At 71.2% G+C, this 18,834-nt stretch carries 11 protein-coding genes; 7 read left to right on the top strand and 4 right to left on the bottom strand.

Annotation, left to right across the window (positions count from 1 at the left end; translation table 11 throughout):
• Positions 1 to 5 precede the first annotated feature (5 nt).
• The 3 genes from cysC to cysD are packed head-to-tail and all read right to left on the bottom strand — an operon-like array spanning position 6 to position 2,726.
• A complete protein-coding gene (gene cysC / locus K8640_RS13405; protein ID WP_046714122.1) occupies positions 6 to 557 on the bottom strand; it encodes an adenylyl-sulfate kinase in 552 nt (183 codons plus the stop codon).
• Positions 558 to 564: 7 nt separating this feature from the next.
• Positions 565 to 1,821 (bottom strand): sulfate adenylyltransferase subunit 1, encoded by a 1,257-nt coding sequence (locus tag K8640_RS13400; protein WP_223747395.1) that lies wholly within the window; start codon positions 1,819 to 1,821, stop codon positions 565 to 567.
• Complete coding sequence (cysD, locus tag K8640_RS13395) at positions 1,821 to 2,726, bottom strand: sulfate adenylyltransferase subunit CysD (RefSeq protein ID WP_141328026.1); 906 nt, start codon at positions 2,724 to 2,726, stop codon at positions 1,821 to 1,823. The genes K8640_RS13400 and cysD overlap by 1 nt, the downstream gene beginning before the upstream one ends.
• A gap of 165 nt (positions 2,727 to 2,891) precedes the next feature.
• On the opposite strand from cysD, the gene K8640_RS13390 reads away from it, so the two are divergent.
• Positions 2,892 to 3,677: a thioesterase II family protein gene (locus tag K8640_RS13390; RefSeq protein WP_223747394.1), complete on the top strand. Its 786-nt coding sequence runs from the start codon at positions 2,892 to 2,894 to the stop codon at positions 3,675 to 3,677.
• Here K8640_RS13390 and K8640_RS13385 read toward each other — a convergent pair.
• Complete coding sequence (locus K8640_RS13385) at positions 3,649 to 4,455, bottom strand: 4'-phosphopantetheinyl transferase superfamily protein (protein ID WP_223747393.1); 807 nt, start codon at positions 4,453 to 4,455, stop codon at positions 3,649 to 3,651. The two genes, K8640_RS13390 and K8640_RS13385, sit on opposite strands and share 29 nt — an antisense overlap.
• Positions 4,456 to 4,538: 83 nt before the next feature.
• Here K8640_RS13385 and K8640_RS13380 point away from each other — a divergent pair, with 83 nt between their 5' ends.
• The 6 genes from K8640_RS13380 to K8640_RS13355 all read left to right on the top strand — a co-directional run bounded on the left by K8640_RS13380 (position 4,539) and on the right by K8640_RS13355 (position 18,819).
• Complete coding sequence (locus tag K8640_RS13380; RefSeq protein ID WP_223747392.1) at positions 4,539 to 5,753, top strand: phosphatase domain-containing protein; 1,215 nt, start codon at positions 4,539 to 4,541, stop codon at positions 5,751 to 5,753.
• A gap of 240 nt (positions 5,754 to 5,993) precedes the next feature.
• Positions 5,994 to 7,244 (top strand): glycosyltransferase family 2 protein, encoded by a 1,251-nt coding sequence (locus tag K8640_RS13375; RefSeq protein ID WP_141328034.1) that lies wholly within the window; start codon positions 5,994 to 5,996, stop codon positions 7,242 to 7,244.
• A complete protein-coding gene (locus tag K8640_RS13370) occupies positions 7,241 to 8,326 on the top strand; it encodes a hypothetical protein (RefSeq protein WP_223747391.1) in 1,086 nt (361 codons plus the stop codon). Before K8640_RS13375 ends, K8640_RS13370 begins: the two co-directional genes overlap by 4 nt.
• 35 nt (positions 8,327 to 8,361) lie before the next feature.
• The gene (locus K8640_RS42850) at positions 8,362 to 9,492 is read left to right on the top strand and encodes a hypothetical protein (protein ID WP_305070654.1); all 1,131 of its coding nucleotides are present in this window, start codon (positions 8,362 to 8,364) and stop codon (positions 9,490 to 9,492) included.
• Positions 9,493 to 9,578: 86 nt separating this feature from the next.
• Positions 9,579 to 10,136, top strand: a complete 558-nt coding sequence (locus tag K8640_RS13360; protein WP_223747390.1) for a hypothetical protein — start codon at positions 9,579 to 9,581, stop codon at positions 10,134 to 10,136.
• Positions 10,137 to 10,581: 445 nt separating this feature from the next.
• On the top strand, positions 10,582 to 18,819 hold the full coding sequence (locus K8640_RS13355) for an Ig-like domain-containing protein (RefSeq protein WP_223747389.1): 8,238 nt from the start codon (positions 10,582 to 10,584) through the stop codon (positions 18,817 to 18,819).
• Positions 18,820 to 18,834 lie beyond the last annotated feature (15 nt).

Below are 18,834 nucleotides of genomic sequence, written 5' to 3'. Positions count from 1 at the left end.
AGCGCTCACGCGGCGCGGGGTGACAGGTGGCCCCGCGCCCGGAGCGCGTCCAGCACGCGCTCCACCCCCGCCTCCACCGGCTCCGTCGCCGAGCGGACCGTGACGTCCGGCGACTCCGGGGCCTCGTAGGGGTCCGAGACGCCGGTGAAGTGCGGCAGCTCCCCCGCCAGCGCCTTCTTGTAGAGCCCCTTCACGTCGCGGGTGATGAGCGCGTCCAGGGGCGCCTCGATGTAGACCTCCACGAAGTCCACCTGGGCCTCCGCCGCCAGCGCGCGCACCTCCGCGCGAGAGCGCTGGTACGGGGAGATGGCCGCGACGATGACGCCCACGCCGTGCCGTGCGAGCAGCCGCGCCACATGGCCGATGCGCCGCGCGTTCTCCTCGCGGTCCTCGCGCGAGAAGCCCAGGCCCCGCGTCAGCCACGTGCGCACCTCGTCGCCGTCCAACACCTCCACGGCGCGCTCGGGGGAGAGCCGCTCGCGCAGCGCCCGCGACAGCGTGCTCTTGCCCGCGCCCGACATGCCCGTCAGCCAGAGGATGAAGCCCCGCCGGTTCATGCGCACCTCACACGGCGGGGCCGTTGATCATCCCGGCCCCCACCGTCGCGTTCGTCGCTTCGTCGATGAGGATGAAGCTGCCCGTGTGCCGGTTGTCGCGGTACGCGTCGAAGAACAACGGCGCCGTGGTGCGCAGCGTCACCCGGCCAATCTCGTTGAGCGCCAGCCGGGGACTCTGCTCGTCGCGGCTGAGCGTGTTGATGTCCAGCCGGTAGTGCAGCTGCTTCACCTGCGCGCGCACCGAGCGCGTGGTGTGCTTGAGCGCCAGCCGCGAGCCCGTCTGCAGCGACACGCCCTCCGCCAGCCAGCACACCATCGCGTCCAGGTCCTGCCCCACGTGCGGCGGGTTGCCCGGACGGCACAGCAGGTCGCCCCGGCTGATGTCCAGCTCGTCCGCCAGCGACACATTCACGGACATGGGCGGGAACGCCTGCGCCACCTCCCGCCCCGCCAGGTCCAGCGAGCGGATGCGCGTGGTGAACCCGGAGGGCAGCGCCATCAGCTCGTCGCCGGGCTTGAGCACCCCGCCCAGCACCTGCCCCGCGTACGCGCGGTAGTCCGGGAACCTCGACGACATGGGCCGGATGACCGTCTGCACGGGGAAGCGCACGTGGATGAGGTTGCGGTCCGACGCGATGTGCACGTTCTCCAGGTGGTGCAACAGCGTCGGCCCCTGATACCAGGGCATCTTCTCCGAGCGCGTCACCACGTTGTCCCCGCCCAGCGCGGAGATGGGGATGAACGTCAGGTCCGTCACGTCCAGCTTCATGGAGAACTGGCGGAACTCCTCGCGGATGGCCTCGAAGACGGCCGCGTCGAAGCCCACCAGGTCCATCTTGTTCACGCACAGCACCAGGTGCGGCACGCGCAGGAGCGACGCGAGGAACGCGTGGCGCCGCGTCTGCTCCAGCACGCCCTTGCGCGCGTCCACCAGGATGAGCGCCAGGTCCGCCGTGGACGCCCCCGTCACCATGTTGCGCGTGTACTGCAGGTGCCCGGGCGTGTCCGCGATGATGAACTTGCGGCTCGCCGTGGCGAAGTAGCGGTACGCCACGTCGATGGTGATGCCCTGCTCGCGCTCGGCCTTGAGCCCGTCCAACAGCAGCGCCAGGTTGACGTACTCGTCCCCGCGCGCGCGGCTGGTGCGCTCCACCGCGGCCAGCTGGTCCTCGAGAATCGAGCGCGTGTCGTGGAGCAGCCTGCCGATGAGGGTGCTCTTGCCGTCGTCGACGGAGCCCGCGGTCGCGAAGCGTAGCAGTTCCACTAGAAGTACCCCTCGCGCTTGCGGTCTTCCATCGCCGTCTCGCTGAACTTGTCGTCCGCGCGGCTCGCGCCCCGCTCCGTGACGCGCGAGGCGGCGATCTCCGAGATGACGTCCTCCACCTTCACCGCCTCCGACTCCACGCACGCGGTGCACGTCATGTCGCCCACCGTGCGGAAGCGCACCGCCGCCGTCGTGACCTCCTCGCCCGGAAGCAGCGGCAGGTACGGGGACCACGCCATCAACATGCCATCCCGACGGAACACCTCGCGCCGGTGGCTGAAGTAGATGGAGGGCAGCGCCACACCTTCGCGGGCGATGTACTGCCACACGTCCAGCTCCGTCCAGTTGGACAGCGGGAAGACGCGCAGGTGCTCACCCCGGCGGTGGCGGCCGTTGTACAGGCTCCACAGCTCCGGGCGCTGGTGCTTGGGGTCCCACTGGCCGAACTCGTCGCGGAAGGAGAACACCCGCTCCTTCGCGCGCGCCTTCTCCTCGTCCCGGCGCGCGCCGCCGAACACGGCGTTGAAGCGGTGCTTCTCGATGGCCTCCAGGAGCGGCACCGTCTGTGCCCGGTTGCGCGAGGCGCGGGGCCCCTTCTCCTCCGCCACCCGCCCGGCGTCGATGGCCTCCTGCACGGACGCCACCAGCAGCCTCGCGCCCAGCTCGGCCACGCGCGCGTCCCGGTACGCGAGCACCTCCGGGAAGTTGTGCCCGGTGTCCACGTGCATGAGGGGGAAAGGCAGCGGCGCGGGCGCGAAGGCCTTCACCGCCAGGTGCAGCATCACCGCGGAGTCCTTGCCGCCGGAGAACAGCAGCACCGGGCTGTCCAGCTCGGCGACCACCTCCCGGAGGATGAACACCGACTCCGCCTCGAGGGCGTCCAGGTGCGAAAGCTCGTAGCTCACGGGAGAAAACGCTAGCACGCCTCACACGGAGTCCTGCCAGCCCACTCATTCACGAAATACGCGCGTAACAAGTCAGGCATGTACGCGGGGTGGAAGTCTGCAGCGGGCTCGAAGTTGCCAGGGCTTGACCCGTTTTCCTCGGCTGTGCGACAGAACCGTACCGCCATGCCCAGTGCGCCCACCTCGAATCCGAACGCTCCCGAACGCTGGTTTCCTTCCCGCAAGCCCCTGCCGGACGCTCGGCTGAGGCTGTTCGCCCTGCCCTTCGCGGGCGGCAGCGCCTCCATCTACAGCGGCTGGCAGGGTGGCCTGCCACCGGGCGTGGAGCTGTGCGCGGTGCAGCTGCCCGGCCGCGAGCGGCGGTTGATGGAGAAGCCCTTCGACAGCCTGCCCGCGCTGGTGGACACGCTGCTGCCGGTGCTGGCGCCGCTGCTCGACAAGCCCTTCGCCTTCTTCGGCTACAGCATGGGCTCGCGCATCTCCCTGGAGCTCACCCGGCGGCTGCAGGCGCGCAACGGCCCCATGCCCCGCGGGCTGGTGCTGGCCGCGTCCGGCGCCCCACGCGAGTCGGACCGCAAGCCCATCCACCACCTGCCGCAGGAGCAGTTCATCGAGGAGCTGCGCCGCTACGACGGCACGCCCGAAGAGATTCTGCAGCACCGCGAGCTGCTGGAGCTGCTGGTGCCCACGCTGCGCGCGGACTTCGCGCTCGCGTGGTGGGAGAACGGCGTCTCCCCCGTGAAGCTCGACGTGCCCATCTCGGTCATGGGCGGCACCACGGACAAGCACGTGTCGCTCGCCCGGCTGGAGACGTGGCGCGAGGAGACGCGCAGCCCGGACTTCCGCATCCGTCACTTCGACGGCGGGCACTTCTTCCTGCGCGCGCAGCAGGCCGCGCTGCTCGCCGCGCTGGGCGAGGACCTCACCCGGTGGATGTCGACCCCGGCGTGAGGCCCCGCGCCGCCTCGAACCGGGGCGGCGCATCCGACGCCAGCGGGACGGTGAACTGCCAGCGCACACGGAACGGCTGGTCCCACGGCCGGCGCATCGCCACCGCGGCCTGGTGACGCGCCGAGGGCCGCAGCTGCATGAAGCGCCAGGTCTGGGGCGTGTCCTTCATCCGCGCATCGAACGAGATGCGCGGCTCCTTGCCCGCCTCCAGGTGGAAGGCGAACTGGTCCAGCGGCAGGGACAGGCCCGCGCCCCGGGCCTTGATGTAGGACTCCTTGAGCGTCCAGTACTCGAAGAAGCGGCCGCGCTGCTCGCCCTCGGGCAGGGCCTTGAGCGCGGCGACCTCGGGCGCGGCGAAGAAGCTGTCGGCGATCTCCACCGTCTCGCCCTTGCGCTCCGCGTCCTCCACGTCCGCGCCCAGCTCCGCGTCCAGCCCCACCGCCACCAGCGCCATGCCGTCGGTGTGGGACAGGTTGAAGCGCAGCCGGGCGCCGTGCTCGCCGCGAATCTCCGGCCGCCCGTAGGCGTTGGTCGAGAAGCTCCACGCCGTGGGCGGCACCGGCGCGTAGCGCGACAGCGTCAGGCGCACCAGCGCGTGACTCACCAGGTACTGCTTCTGGTGGCGCTCGAAGCGGAAGCGCTGCTGCTTCTCGCGCTCGGCCGAGTCCAACAGGCCCCAGTACGCGTCCAGGAGGTGCCGCTCCAGGATGCGCTCGGGCTCGACAATCCACACGTGGACTTCGTCCGGACCCAGTTCCAGCGGCGCGACAGTCGACATGCGCCTGCTCTACCACGCCCACCCCACCCCCGCGTAGGCTCCCCAGGTTCAAGGCCGGCCTCGCGCCGGACGGGGGGAGCCACATGGATCCACGCGCCGCGACGAAGAAGCTGGAGACCCTGCGCACGCTCATGGCCGGTCACACCGACGCCAGCGAGGAGCGCCGCATCCTGGACCTGCTCGGTGACGCGACGCCCGCCGAGCTGAACTACCTGTTGGCCAACGTCGACCTGGAGTCGCTCCTGGGCGATCTGGACGACCGGGTCTTCGGCCCGGACCACCACACCGTCCTCATGAAGCTGCTGTGCCGGGAGCGGGCGCAGGAGCTGGCGCTGCCCGTGCGTGCCAGCCTGGTGACGGCCATCCAGAGGGGCGGCACGCCCTACACCGCCGAGCAGTGCATCAAGGATTTGTTCCTCGGCGTGCGGGGCCGCGAGCTGACGGCGTTCAAGAACCTGCTCGACGCCGGCAACAACCACCAGGACCTGGAGAAGCTGCTCTTCGACGACGTGGACAACGTGGCGCTGCGCGAGGAGATCCTCGGCCACATCCAGCACGAGGCCCGCCTGGCGCCCAGCGGCGAGAGCAAGGTGCTCAGCGACATCGACGACACCTTCTACGCCAACCTCAAGGACAGCCGGTACCCGCCCAAGACGGTGTACCCGGGCGTGCTCGCCTTCTACGCGGAGCTGGACCGGGGGCCGGGCATCATCCCCGGACGCGAGGGCGACCTCACCTTCGTCACCGCGCGCCCCATGGACCCGCTGGGCGCGGTGGAGAACCTGACGTTCGACAGCCTGCGCAAGCACGGCGTTCCGCCGCACGTGGTGCTGTCCGGCAGCCTCACGCACCTCCTGGGCAACTCGCGCATCGCCACGAAGAAGTTCGACAACTTCCTGCGCTACCTGCGCTGCTTCCCCGAGTACAGCTTCGTCTTCGTGGGCGACAGCGGCCAGGGCGACGTGGAGTTCGGAGACAGGATGCTGAAGCACGCGCCGGAGGCGGTGCACGCCGTCTTCATCCACGACGTGGTGGACACGCCTGAGACGACGCGGCGGGCGTGGCGCGACAAGCGCATCCACTTCTTCGACACCTACGTGGGCGCGGCGGTGGACGCGTTCGCGGTGGGCCTCATCTCCCGGGATGGCCTGGCCCGCGTGGCGCTCGCGGCGCGCGAGTCCATGGAGGGCATCGCCTTCACCTCCGCGGCCCAGCGCGACGCGCGCAAGACGGAGCTGTTGCGCGACCTGCAACGCGCGGATGCCTTGACGTCGCCCTCGCCGCCCGCGGCGCACTGACGTCCCGAGGGAGCGTCGGCTGGCGGAAGCGCCCCTCGACGCGGGGGCGGGCCGGCTGACCTGTTCCGGACGGCCGCTGGGGCGCGCGCTCGCGCCGGTGGGCAATCCCCTTCCACCGTCCCTGGGGGCAGTTGGCGCGGGCCCCCGCATCGCCAACTTTCCCACCGCTCCCTCATGGGGGCCGAGGGGCGGAGCGCCCCCCGTGGCGAGGGAGGGTGGCGTGATGGGGGGCGGGGTCTGATGGAGCTCTTTCCCATCCACCTGCTGTTCATCGTCGTGCTGATGAACCGCTACATCCTGGGGCCGTTCCTGCGCCGCGTGCGGGGCCGGAGCATCGACCAGGTGGACGAGTCGTACCGGCCGCGGGTCGCCATCGTCATCCCCCTCTTCAACGAGGGCCAGGGCATCTTCCAGGCCGTCCGCAGCCTGCTGGAGCAGGACTATCCCCGCGAGCTGCTGCAGATCGTCGTGGTGGACGACTGCTCCAAGGATGACAGCTACGCGTGGGCGATGAAGGCCGCCGAGGGCCACCCCAACGTGCTCGTGATGCGCAACCCCGAGAACCTGGGCAAGCGCAAGGGCATCAACCGGGGCGTGAAGGCCGCGGTGGACGCGGAGATCATCGTCTCGGTGGACTCGGACGTCATCGTGGACCGCGCCGCCGTGCGCCACCTGGTGCGCCGCTTCACGCACTCGCGCATCGCCGCGGTGGGCGGCCGCACCTACGTGACGAACCGACACCAGAACTGGCTGACGCGCATGGTGGAGATCAAGTTCCACTTCGCCCAGCAGTGGCTCAAGGACCTGGAGCGCAGCTTCCGACAGGTGATGTGCCTGTCGGGCTGCCTCACCGCGTACCGCCGCGACGTGCTGCTGGAGCTGGAGCCCATCCTGGAGGCGCGCGCCATCGCGGGCGTGCCCATCAAGTACGGCGAGGACCGCTTCCTCACGCGGCAGATCGTCAAGCACGACTACGAGACGGTCTACACGCTGGACGCGTTCTGCTTCACCGCCGCGCCGGCGACGCTCGCGGGCTACTTCTCCCAGCAGCTGCGGTGGCGGCGCTCCAACCTGGTGGACCTGCTGGGCGGCCTGTCCCATGCGTGGCGGCTGCACCCGGTCATCACCATCCACTACGTGTCGCAGCTCGCGCTGCTGCTCGCCTACCCCGTCGTCATCGTCCACAACGTCCTGACGGGTGAGTTCATGGACATCCTCGCGTTCCACTTCCTGGTCATCGGCCTCCTGGGAATCATCTACCGGCTGGAGACGCGGCACCTGCCGGAGGAGCGACGGGTGCATGGGGCGTGCTTCCTGCCCATGGCCCTCTTGATGCCGGTGACGTACGCGCTGTTCACGCCGCTGGCGCTGCTGACCCTGGACTCCGGCAGCTGGGAGACGCGGGGCAGTCCCAGCGCCGCGCCGGCCCCCAGTCCCGCGGCCAACCGCGGCGAGCTTCCGACCGACCCCGCTGGTGAGGGCTCTCCATGAACCAACGCGTCGCCAATCGCATCAACGCCGTGGCCGTCTCGCTCTACAAGATGATGGGCTCGGTGTTGCTGGGCCTCATCCTCACGGCCCTCATCTCGTTCCTGTCGGTGCAGGGCTTCTTCCTCTTGAGCCACTCCTGGGCGACGCCGACGGTGATATCGCCCACCGACCCGCAGATCCTCACGCTCAACACCCAGCTCGCCGCGCAGACGTCGTCCCGGGACCATGTGCTCGCGGAGAAGCGCGCGGTGGAGAACCGGATGACGGACGCGCAGCGCACCGTGGCCGCGGAGCGCTCGTTCCAGCAGCGCTTCCTGGTCGCCCTGCGCGGCGAGCGCGCCTCCAAGGACCGCACGGCCAGGCGCCTGGCCACGCTGCGCCGCGAGTACCAGGAGGCGCGCAAGGAGATCCTCGAGTCCAACCGCGCCTACGCGGGCCTGTCCCGCGCGCGCACGGATGCGCTGTATGGCGCACGGCTCCTGCAGCAGGAAGACAAGCTCACCCTCAACCACCACCTGGCGCAGCTGGCGCAGAGCAACCTGTCGCTGGCGCAGACGACGGTGGACCTGGAGACGCGGGTGGAGGGCATCCACCGTGAGATCGCGGGGCTGACGGCGGTGCAGGACGGCACGCCGGACGGGATGACGTCGGACGTGCTGCTGCTGGAGCGGGAGTACACGCACTCGATGCTGGAGCAGGCGCGCGCGGAGGCGACGCTGCGCAGCCTGGAGCACGACGCGAAGGCGCTCGACGACGTGGCCCAGCGTTATGAGGCGCTCATCGCGTCGCTCAAGGCCTCGCCGTACCTGCGCGCCATCGAGAAGGACCTGACGGTGGCCTTCGTGCCGTACGAGAACCTGGGCAACGCGGCGGAGGGCGCGCCCCTGTTCGCCTGCGCCCTGAAGGTCGTCTGGTGCCGCGAGGTGGGCGTGGTGGGGCGGGTGCTGGAGGGCGAGGTCTCCATCAAGCACCCCATCCGTCAGCACCTGCTGCGCGGGGTGATGGTGGAGCTGAAGCTCACGGACGCCGCGTCGGCCCGGGAGGACCTGCTGCACCTGGGCCGCGCGCCCCTGGTGCTGTGAGCCGCGCGCCCATGACGACACGGTGGAGAAGTCCCATGCGGAAGAGCCTGACTTGCGGCGCGCTGCTGTTGCTCGCCGCGCGAACTCCCGTCTCCTGGGCCCAGTCGACGCCCGAGGCCACCACGCTGGAGGCTCGCTTGGAGGAGCGCTCCGCGGGCTACTGCGACTGGGTCCAGGGGATGGGTGACGCGGAGGCCGCGCTGGAGCTGGCGCCGGAGGTGTTCGGGAGCTTCGGCGCGGTGAACACCGGCGAGGCCGAGGGCGGCACCGCCCTGGGCAAGCCCAAGCTGCGCGTCACCGCGGGCCTGAGCTACGACTTCGTGGGCCTGTACCGCGGACGCACCATCCACCGGCGCGCGGCGGCGGAGTGCCGACGCTACCAGGCGCTCTCGTCGCTCCAGGCGGCGGTGCGCCAGGGCTCGGGGCTGGGCGAGGACTCGGCGCTGGAGGCCCGTGCCCGTGTCCTCCAGGACGCCCTGCCCCGCGCGGAGGCGCTCGTCACCGCGCTGCGCGACGACCTCAAGCAAGGCCGCGCGACGCTCGAGGAGCTCAACGCCGTCCAGGTGCGGCTGGACCACCTGCGCTCGCTGAGCACGGACACGGCGCTGGCGCGGGAGCGGCTGGCCGCCCGTCCCGCCTTCGCCCGGGGGCAGCGGCTGGAGACCCTGCTGGAGGAGCTCCGGGCGGCCGATGACGCGGTGGAGTCCGCCGCCGGTGGCCTGCGTCGAGCCCGCGCCTGGCAGCTCAGCGTGCGCGGCGGGTACGACGAGGTCTTCGACGTGGACCAGGACGTGCCGCTCTTCGGGCAGGTCATGCTCACGTACGATCTGGGCCACCTGTGGCAGGGCAAGGCGAACGCCCGCGCGCGCGACGGCCGCCGCCGCGCGACGCTGCATGACGTGGAGGGGATGGACCAGCAGGTCTCCGAGCTGTTGGTGGAGCTGCGCTCCCGGCACAGGACGGAGGAGGCCCGGCTGCGCGAGGTCTCCGCGCTGGTGACGGACCTGGAGGGCCAGTTGCGCGACGTGGAGGCGCTGCAGACGCGAGAGATTCGCCGCTTCCGGGACTACCTCCTGTTGGAGCTGGCGAGGCTTCGCGCCGAGCAGGCCTACCTGACGGCCCATGTGGAGGCGCTCACCTCGTTCCTCGGGAACACCCAGCCCTGAGGCGGACCCGCGCGCGCACGTGGCTCCTGGTGACCTGCCTGGGGTCAGGAGCCCTCGCGGCCGCGCCCAGGACGGCGGACAGGCCCTTGCCACCGAGCCAGCTGCAGGTGACGGAGGGGGCGACCCGGCGGCGGCCCGACGGCCGGCTCGACGTGGACGGCGCGCGGCTGCGAGCCATCCTCCCGGGCTCCGACTCCTCGCGGGCCGAGCTGCGCTTCACGCCCCACGCCCCGTCCGAGGAGCAGCGCGCGTTGCAGTCCGGAGCACCGCGCCAGCAGGTGGGCCTCAAGCTGCGCGCCCTGGATGGCTGCAACGTGGTGTACGTGATGTGGCGCTTCACGCCGAAGCCCGGCCTCGTCGTCAACTACAAGCACAACCCGGACCTGCACCGCAGCGCCGACTGCGGGAACTCAGGCTATGTCACCGTGCGCCCCACCCGCCGTGTCGCGCTCGGCGCGCCCGCCTGGGGACGAGAGCACGTGCTGCGCGTCGAGCTCACCCGCCCCACCTTGCGCGTCTGGGCCGATGACACCCTGGCGTGGGAGGGAGCGCTGCCTGCCGAGGCCTTCTCCTTCGATGGCCCGGTGGGGCTCCGCTCGGACAACGTGCGCCTGACGCTCCAGCTCCGCGTCCCGCCTCCGTAGGCCCCGCGTCGACATTGACCCTGCCGACGCGTGCCAGCGGATCCGCTGCTGCGCGTGTCGACACGACGCGTGATTTCTCTCGCCGCGAAACAGCAATCCCAGACATCCACCCTCCGCGCGCTCGCGGCCCCGCTGAAACACGCTCGTCCGGATTCCAGAATCTGGATCCAGCTCCCAGACAGACACTTCGAGCGTGTGTTTCACGCGGCCTCGAAAACCGACAACCCAGCCGTGAATCCTGTGTTTCACGCTGGCACCCCGGTTGCTTTTTCGACGGTCCGTGACAGAGCGAGCCACCCCCGCCTCCGAGCCGTCCCCCCGGCGAGCCATAGCTGACTGGGATTCCATGCCCCCCGGCGATTCCCGGGCTCGTGGCGTCCAGCGCCAGGTCGTCGCGGACCTCGCTCATCGGTCCCCTCCTCCCGCCCCTTCAGGTACCCCCACCATGACCACGACCTCCACTCGCGGCGCCGCGTCGCGAAGGCGCTGGGTGCTGCCGCTGCTGATGACCGCCTTCGCGGGCCAGGCGCAGGCGGCGCCGGTGCTTCGCCACACGGCGGACCAGCGCGGCGACCTGCTGATGGTGGGCAACACGCTCGCCCACGACTGCGCCCCCAACGTCCCCGGGCCGGTGGTGGGAACCGTCGGGAACTGCGGCTCGAACACCTCCGATGACGCGGTGGATGTCTATTGGACCCTCCAGTCGGGCGTGGCCCAGGCGAACACCTCGGTGACGGCCACGCAGGCGCGCAGCCGGGCGGCGCTGGTGATTCCCCCGGGCGCGGTGGTGACGTACGCGCGCCTGTACTGGGCCGCGCACCTGTCCACCAGCACCAACGCCCGGACGCCGGACACCACCGCCGAGTTCGGCCGGCCCGGCGTCTTCACGCAGATGCTGACGGCGGATGTCTCGCACAGCTACGCGCCGAGCGGCCGCTACATCTACGAGTCCTCCGCGGACGTCACCACCCTGGTCGCCACGAACGGCTCGGGGGTCTACGAGGTGAGCGACGTCGACTCCGCGCCCCTCGCCAGCGTCAACAGCACGGACACGTTCAGCGCCTGGGCGCTGGTGGTGTTCTACCGCCACCCGGACTCGCCCATCCGCAACCTGACCTTGTTCGACGGCATGGACTACGTCAGCAATGGCAACACCCAGACGGTGACGCTGTCTGGCTTCAACGTGCCGAGCTCGGGCTTCGACGCCAAGCTGGGCGTGCTGGCCTTCGAGGGCGACGCGACGCGCACCGGCGACCAGTTCCGCGTCAACGGCAGCAACATCTCCGACGGCGCCAACCCGGTGAACAACTTCTTCAACAGCACGCGCTCGGTGCTCGGCACGCCCGCGAGCCACGCCGACGACCTGCCCCGGCTGACGGGCGCGTCGGCGAGCATGTCCGGCGTGGACATGGACGTGGTGGACATCACCAACCACGTCTCCGGTGGCGCCACGTCGATGACCGTCACGGCGACGTCCTCGGGTGACTCGTACATCCTCGGCGCCTTCGCGACGTCCATCGCCACGCTGCGCCCGGACTTCACCAACACGTACAAGACGGCCACGGCGGTGAACCCACGCGCGGACGGCTCGCTGCGCGGCGGCGACCTCATCGACTACACCATCGTCACCACGAACACCGGTGACGACGTCAGCATCGAGACCGTCCTCCAGGATCCGCTCCCCGCCCAGCTCGCCTATGTCCCGGGCTCGCTCGAAGTCCTCACCGGCCCCAACGCGGGCCCCCTCACCGACATCCAGGGTGACGACGTGGGCGAGGTCAGCCCCACGGGGGTCATCACCGTGCGGCTGGGCACGGGCGCGACGAGCACGCTGGGTGGCAGCCTGCAGCTCAACCAGAGCACCAGCCTCCGCTTCCGCGCCGTGGTGACCCCCGCGGCCTCCGGCGTCATCGCCAACCAGGCCACCATCACGGCCCAGGGCGAGCGCGGCGCGCCGGCCAGCTCCGCGAGCAGCTCCCCCTCCCCCAGCACCACCGGCCCGACCAACATCGTCGTGTCCGTGCCGCCCGCGCCCGTCGTGACGGCGCCCTCGAACGGGAGCACCCTGGGGACGAACCAGCCCGGGTTCACCGGCACGGCCGAGCCCGGCAGCACCGTCAGCGTGGTGATTGGGGGCGCGGTCGTCTGCACCGCTCCGGCCCAACCCACCACGGGCGCCTGGTCCTGCGCGAGCAGCGCGCTCCCCGACGGCGCGCACACCGCCACGGTGACCACGAGCGACCCGGCCGGCAACACCAGCCCCGCCACCACGGTGAGCTTCACCACCGACACCGCCGCGCCCGACACGAGCCTCCTCACCGGCCCCGTGGGCACGGTGGCGGCGCCGGGCGCGAGCTTCACCTTCGACTCCAACGAGAGCGGCGTGACGTATGAGTGCAGCCTGGACGGCGCGGCCTTCACGGCCTGCACCTCGCCCACCAGCTACACGGGGCTCGCCCAGGGCTCCCACACGTTCCAGGTGCGGGCCCGGGATGCGGCCGGCAACGTGGACCCGACGCCCGCCAGTCGCACCTGGGTGGTGGACACCGTGGCGCCGGATACGACCATCGTCAGCGGCCCGAGCGGCCTGACGAACAGCGCGAGCGCGACGTTCGACTTCAACTCCAACGAGCTCGCGGTGACGTACCAGTGCTCGCTGGACGGGGCCCCCTTCGCGGCGTGCACCGACCCGGTGACCTTCCCTGGCCTGTCTCAGGGCAGCCACACCTTGCAGGTGCGGGCGGTGGACGCCGCCGGCAACCTCGACGCCACGCCCGCCAGCCGGACCTGGACCGTGGACACCGTGGCGCCGGACACCAGCATCACCTCGGGCCCGACGGGGACGACCAACTCGAACAGCGCCACGTTCACCTTCACCTCCACGGAGTCGCCCGCCCTCTTCGAGTGCAGCCTGGACGGTGGGACCTTCGCCGCATGCACCACGCCCGCGACCTTCAACAACCTGTCCCAGGGCAACCACACGTTGGCGGTCCGCGCGCGTGACAGCGCGGGCAACGTGGATGGGACGCCGGCCACGCGCACGTGGACGGTGGACACCGTGGCGCCCGAGACGACCATCGTCAGCGGCCCATCCGGGACGACGGCCTCCACCGAGGCGACGTTCGACTTCGACTCCAACGAGAGCGGCGTGACGTACGAGTGCGCGCTCGATGGTGCGACCTTCACCGGCTGCACGGACCCGATGACGTACACGGGGCTGTCGCAGGGCAGCCACACCTTGCGGGTCCGCGCGCGCGACAGCGCCGGCAACGTGGACGCGACGCCAGCCACCCGCACGTGGACCGTCGACACGGTGGCCCCCGACACGGCCTTCGCGAGCACGCCCCCGGCCGTGTCCAACTCGGCGGTGGCCCACTTCCAGTTCAGCTCCAACGAGAGCGGCGTGAGCTACGAGTGCCGCCTGGACGGCGCGGTGATGTTCACCGCGTGCTCCGCCTCGCAGAGCTTCCCTGCCCTCGCGCAGGGCAGCCACACGCTGGAGGTCCGCGCCGTGGATGCCGCGGGCAACGTGGACCCCACGCCCGCCGTCTACACGTGGACCATCGACACCACCGCGCCGGACACCACCCTCTCGGGCGGCCCGACGGGGACGACCTCGGACACCGGCGCGACGTTCACCCTCACCTCCACCGAGAGCCCGCAGACGTTCCAGTGCTCGCTCGACGGGGCACCGTTCACCGCGTGCACCAGCCCGACGTCGCTCTCGAACCTGGCGGATGGCTCGCACACCTTCGCGGTTCGCGCCGTGGATGCCGCGGGCAATGTGGACCTGACGCCGGCCACACGCACGTGGACGGTGGACACCCTCGCGCCGGACACGACCATCGTCAGCGGCCCGCCGAGCCCCTCCGCTTCGGCGGACGCCGGGTTCACCTTCAGCGCCACCGAGACGCCGGTGACGCTCGAGTGCTCGCTCGACGGTGGGACGTTCGCCACCTGCGCCGCCTCGCAGTCCTTCCCCGGCCTCTCGGACGGCGCGCACACTCTTGCGGTCCGCGCGCGCGACACCGCGGGCAACGTGGACCTGACGCCCGCGACGTACGCGTGGACGGTGGACACCACCGCGCCGGACACGAGCATCGTCAGCGGGCCCTCCGGCCTGACGAACAGCGACAGCGCAACGTTCGGCTTCGACAGCACGGAGTCCGGCGTCACCTTCGAGTGCTCGCTGAACGGCGCCACGTACGTCGCCTGCTCGAACCCCGTGACGTTCGACGACCTGTCCCAGGGCAGCCACACGCTCACCGTGCGCGCCCGTGACAGCGCGGGCAACGTGGACCCGACGCCGGCCACCCGCACGTGGACCGTCGACACCGTGGCGCCCACCACGACGTTCACCAGCACCCCGCCCTCCATCACCAACGCCACCTCCGCCACGTTCGGCTTCGGCAGCGACACGGACCCGGTGACGTATGAGTGCTCACTGGACGGCGCGACGTTCATCACCTGCTCGAACCCCCGAACCTTCACGGGCCTCTCGGAAGGCAGCCACACCCTGGCGGTCCGCGCTCGCGACACGGCGGGCAACGTGGACGCCTCGCCCGCGACGTACACCTGGACCGTGGACACGACGGCGCCGGATGCGCCCGTCATCGACACGCCCGCCAACGGCGTCGTGGTGCCCACGCAGCGCCCGGTCATCTCCGGCACGGGGACGGCGGGCACGCTGGTGACGGTGAGCGTGGATGGCATCGTCCTGGGCACCGCGCCCGTGGATGCCCAGGGCCGCTGGACGTACACCCCCGCCGTGGACCTGGGCCAGGGACTCCACACAGCCACGGCGACGGCCACCGATGCCGCGGGCAACGTGAGTGACGACAGCGCGCCCTCCGAGTTCACCGTGGACACGGTGGCTCCCGACGCCCCGGTCATCGCCACGCCGGCGGACGGCACCACCATCGCCACCGCGACGCCCGTCTACTCCGGCACCGCCGAGCCCTTCGCTCAGGTGACGGTGGAGGTGGACGGGGACGTGATTGGCACGGTGACGGCGAACATCGACGGCGAGTGGAGCCTGCCCAGCCCGACCGCGCTGAGCGAAGGTCCCCACACGGTCGAGGCCACCGCGACGGACTCCGCGGGCAACACCAGCGAGACGGCGTCCAACGGGTTCGACATCGATTTGTCCACGCCGGAGACCTTCATCGACTCCGGCCCCGCGGCCTTCACGCGCGAGACCGCGGCCACCTTCGCGCTCCGCATGGAGAACGGCGGCGTCTCCTTCGAGTGCAGCCTGGATGGCGCGGCCTTCACGCCCTGCACCAGCCCGCTGAGCATCACCGGCCTCTCCGAGGCCACCCACGTCCTCGCGGTCCGCGCCGTCAACGCCCTGGGCACGGCGGACCCGTCGCCCGCGACGTACACGTGGACGGTGGACCTGCAGGCGCCCTCGGCTCCTGTCGTCGTCTCGCCGGCGAATGGCGGCACGGTGGGCACCGCGACGCCCACCATCACTGGCACGGCCGCGTCGGACAGTCAGGTCTACCTGGAGGTGAACGGCGCCACCTACGGCCCCATCTCCGTGACGTCGTCCGGCACGTGGACCTTCACCTTCTCCACCGCGCAGCCCGAAGGCCCCCTCACGCTCACGGCCGTCGCGGTGGACGCCGCGGGCAACACCTCCGATGCGACGTCCCACGGCTTCACCATCGACCTGACGCCGCCGGAGACGTTCATCGAGTCCGGACCGGACGCGCTCACCCGTGAGACTTCTGCCACCTTCGAGCTGCGCTCCGAGGGGGGCGCGGTCGGCTACGAGTGCAGCCTGGACGGCGCGGCCTATGCGGCCTGCACCTCACCCGTGAGCTACTCGGGGCTCGCGGACGGTGAGCACCAGCTCCGCGTGCGCGCGGTGGACGCGGTGGGCAACGTGGACGCGACGCCCGCGACCCACACCTGGACGGTGGACACCACTGCGCCGGACACGCTCATCGTGTCCGGTCCGGACTCGCCCACCCGCGCCGTGGATGCCTCGTTCGAGCTCGCCGCCAGCGAGCCGGGCTCCACCTTCGAGTGCAGCGTGGACGGCGCGACGTACGTCGCCTGCACCAGCCCGGCCCTGTTCGAGGGCTTCGCCGAGGGCGAGCACACCCTGACGGTGCGCGCGGTGGACGCCGCGGGCAACGTTGACCCCACGCCCGCCGAGTACACGTGGACGGTGGACCTGACGCCGCCGGCCGCTCCGCTCATCGCGTCGCCCGCCCAGGGCGCGGTGCTGGATGACGGCGTCGTGACGCTCACGGGCACGGCCACGGACGCGACGTCGGTGATGGTGACGGTGGGAGGGACGACCTACGGTCCCATCCCCGTGAATGGCGCCGGTGGGTGGACCTTCACGCCGCCCGTGACGCTGGGCGACGGCGCGTACACGGCGGTCGTCACCGCCACGGACGCCGCGGGCAACACCAGCGCGCCGACGAGCGTCACCTTCACGGTGGACACGACGGCGCCGGACACGGCCATCGACAGCGGTCCCGAGGCCCTGACGAACGTGGCCTCCGCGTCCTTCGTCTTCTCCTCGAACGAGTCGCCGGTGACCTTCGAGTGCAGCCTGGACGGCGCGGCCTTCCTCGCGTGCTCCGCCCAGGCGACGTTCGACAGTCTCGCGGACGGCGCGCACACCCTCGCGGTGCGCGCGGTGGACGCGGCGGGCAACGCGGACGCGACGCCCGCGGAGCACACGTGGACGGTGGATACCCGGGCGCCCGCCGTGGACATCGACACGCCGGCGGATGGCTCGGTGTCGAGCGTCGCGACGGTGACGTATTCGGGCACGGCGGAGCCGGGCAGCACCGTCACCGTGACGGTGGACGGCACGGTGCTGGGCACCTTCGAGGTGGATGGCTCGGGTGCGTGGACGCTGACGGGGAGCGCGCCGCTCGGAGAGGGCTCGCACACCGTCTCCGTCAGCGCGACGGACGAGGCGGGCAACACCAGCACCCCCGTCGTCCACACCTTCACCGTGGATGCCGAGCCGCCGCAGACGGCGTTCACCCAGACGCCGCCCACGCTGACGCGTCAGTCCTCGTCCACCTTCGGCTTCAGCTCGGACGAGTCCCCGGTGACGTACGAGTGCAGCCTGGACGGCGCGCCCTTCGGCGAGTGCCAGAACCCCTCCGAGCTGACGGACCTGACCGACGGCGAGCACACGCTGGAGGTCCGCGCGAAGGATGAGGACGGCAACCTGGACCCGACGCCCGCCTCGTACACGTGGACGGTGGACACCCAGGCGCCGGACACGCGCATCGTCAGTGGTCCGCCGCTCACGGAGGCGCCCGCCGACGCCACGTTCGTCTTCGAGTCCACCGAGCCCGGCTCCACTTTCGAGTGCAGCCTGGACGGCGCGACCTGGACGCCGTGCACCAACCCTGTGGCCTTCACGAACCTGGCGCTCGGGGCGCACACCCTGGAGGTCCGCGCGGTGGACGCCGCGGGCAACGTGGATGGCTCGCCGGCCTCCTACGTGTGGGTCATCACGGCCGACTCGGATGGTGACGGACTGACGGACGCGGAGGAGCTCGCGCTGGGCACGGACCCGAACAACGCCGACACGGACGGCGACGGCCTGCCGGACGGCATCGAGGTGAAGGTCGCGGGCACGGACCCGCTCGATGACGACACGGATGACGACGGTCTCCTGGATGGCAACGAGGACGCCAACCACAACGGCCTCGTCGATGACGGTGAGACGGACCCGAAGAAGGCGGACACGGACGGCGACGGGCTGACGGATGGCCTGGAGCTGGGCCTCACCGAGCCGCAGGGCACCGACACGGACCCGGCGCGCTTCACGCCGGACGCGGACCCTTCGACGAAGACGGACCCGCTCAACCCCGACACGGATGGCGGCGGCGTGCGCGACGGCATCGAGGACGCGAACCACAACGGCCGCGTCGACGCCGGCGAGACGGACCCGCTCTTCGCCCCCGACGACGTCGACTCCGACATGGACGGCATCGATGACGCGACGGAGCTCGCGCTGGGCCTCGACCCACGCAACGCGGACTCCGACTCCGACGGAGTGCCGGATGGCGTGGATGGCATCACCGACACGGACGGGGACGGCCTCATCGACGCGCTGGACTCGGACAGCGACAACGACGGCGTGCTGGACGGCACGGAGCTGGGCGTGACGCGCGAGACGGCGCACCAGCACACGGACCAGACCTCGCCGAACTTCCGTCCGGACGAGGACCCGAGCACCACCACCGACCCGAAGAACCCGGACACGGATGGCGACGGGCTGACGGATGGCGAGGAGGACGCCAATCACAACGGCCGCGTCGACGCGCGGGAGACGGACCCGAACAACCCCGACACGGATGGTGACGGCCTGCCCGACGGCATCGAGGTGAAGGGCGAGAACCCCACGGATCCGCTCAATCCGGACACGGACGGGGATGGCCTGCCGGACGGCGAGGAGGACGCGAACCACAACGGCCGCGTCGACCCGGGCGAGACGGACCCGAACAACCCCGACACGGATGGGGGCGGCGCCAGTGACGGCGTGGAGGTCGCCGACGGCTCGAACCCGCTGGACGGCAATGATGACTTCCTCATCGCCGGAGGCGGCTGCAGCACCGGCGGCGCGGCCACGCTCGCGCCGCTGGCCCTGCTGCTCCTCGCCCTGCCGCTGCGTCGCCGGGCGCGTCGCGACGGATGAGCCACCGAGGGCTCC

The sequence above is a fragment of the Myxococcus sp. XM-1-1-1 genome (assembly GCF_020037095.1).
Taxonomy (GTDB): Bacteria; Myxococcota; Myxococcia; order Myxococcales; family Myxococcaceae; genus Myxococcus; species Myxococcus fulvus.
Note: the sequence above shows the minus strand (reverse complement) of the source record. Positions and strands in the feature narration are given on the sequence as shown.

Excerpts from the sequence above, each read along its gene's own strand:
- cysC (WP_046714122.1), bottom strand. The coding sequence starts at position 557 with ATGAACCGGCGGGGCTTCATCCTCTGGCTGACGGGCATGTCGGGCGCG.
- K8640_RS13390 (WP_223747394.1), top strand. The coding sequence starts at position 2,892 with ATGCCCAGTGCGCCCACCTCGAATCCGAACGCTCCCGAACGCTGGTTT.
- K8640_RS13385 (WP_223747393.1), bottom strand. The coding sequence starts at position 4,455 with ATGTCGACTGTCGCGCCGCTGGAACTGGGTCCGGACGAAGTCCACGTG.
- K8640_RS13380 (WP_223747392.1), top strand. The coding sequence starts at position 4,539 with ATGGATCCACGCGCCGCGACGAAGAAGCTGGAGACCCTGCGCACGCTC.
- K8640_RS13375 (WP_141328034.1), top strand. The coding sequence starts at position 5,994 with ATGGAGCTCTTTCCCATCCACCTGCTGTTCATCGTCGTGCTGATGAAC.
- K8640_RS13370 (WP_223747391.1), top strand. The coding sequence starts at position 7,241 with ATGAACCAACGCGTCGCCAATCGCATCAACGCCGTGGCCGTCTCGCTC.
- K8640_RS42850 (WP_305070654.1), top strand. The coding sequence starts at position 8,362 with ATGCGGAAGAGCCTGACTTGCGGCGCGCTGCTGTTGCTCGCCGCGCGA.
- K8640_RS13355 (WP_223747389.1), top strand. The coding sequence starts at position 10,582 with ATGACCACGACCTCCACTCGCGGCGCCGCGTCGCGAAGGCGCTGGGTG.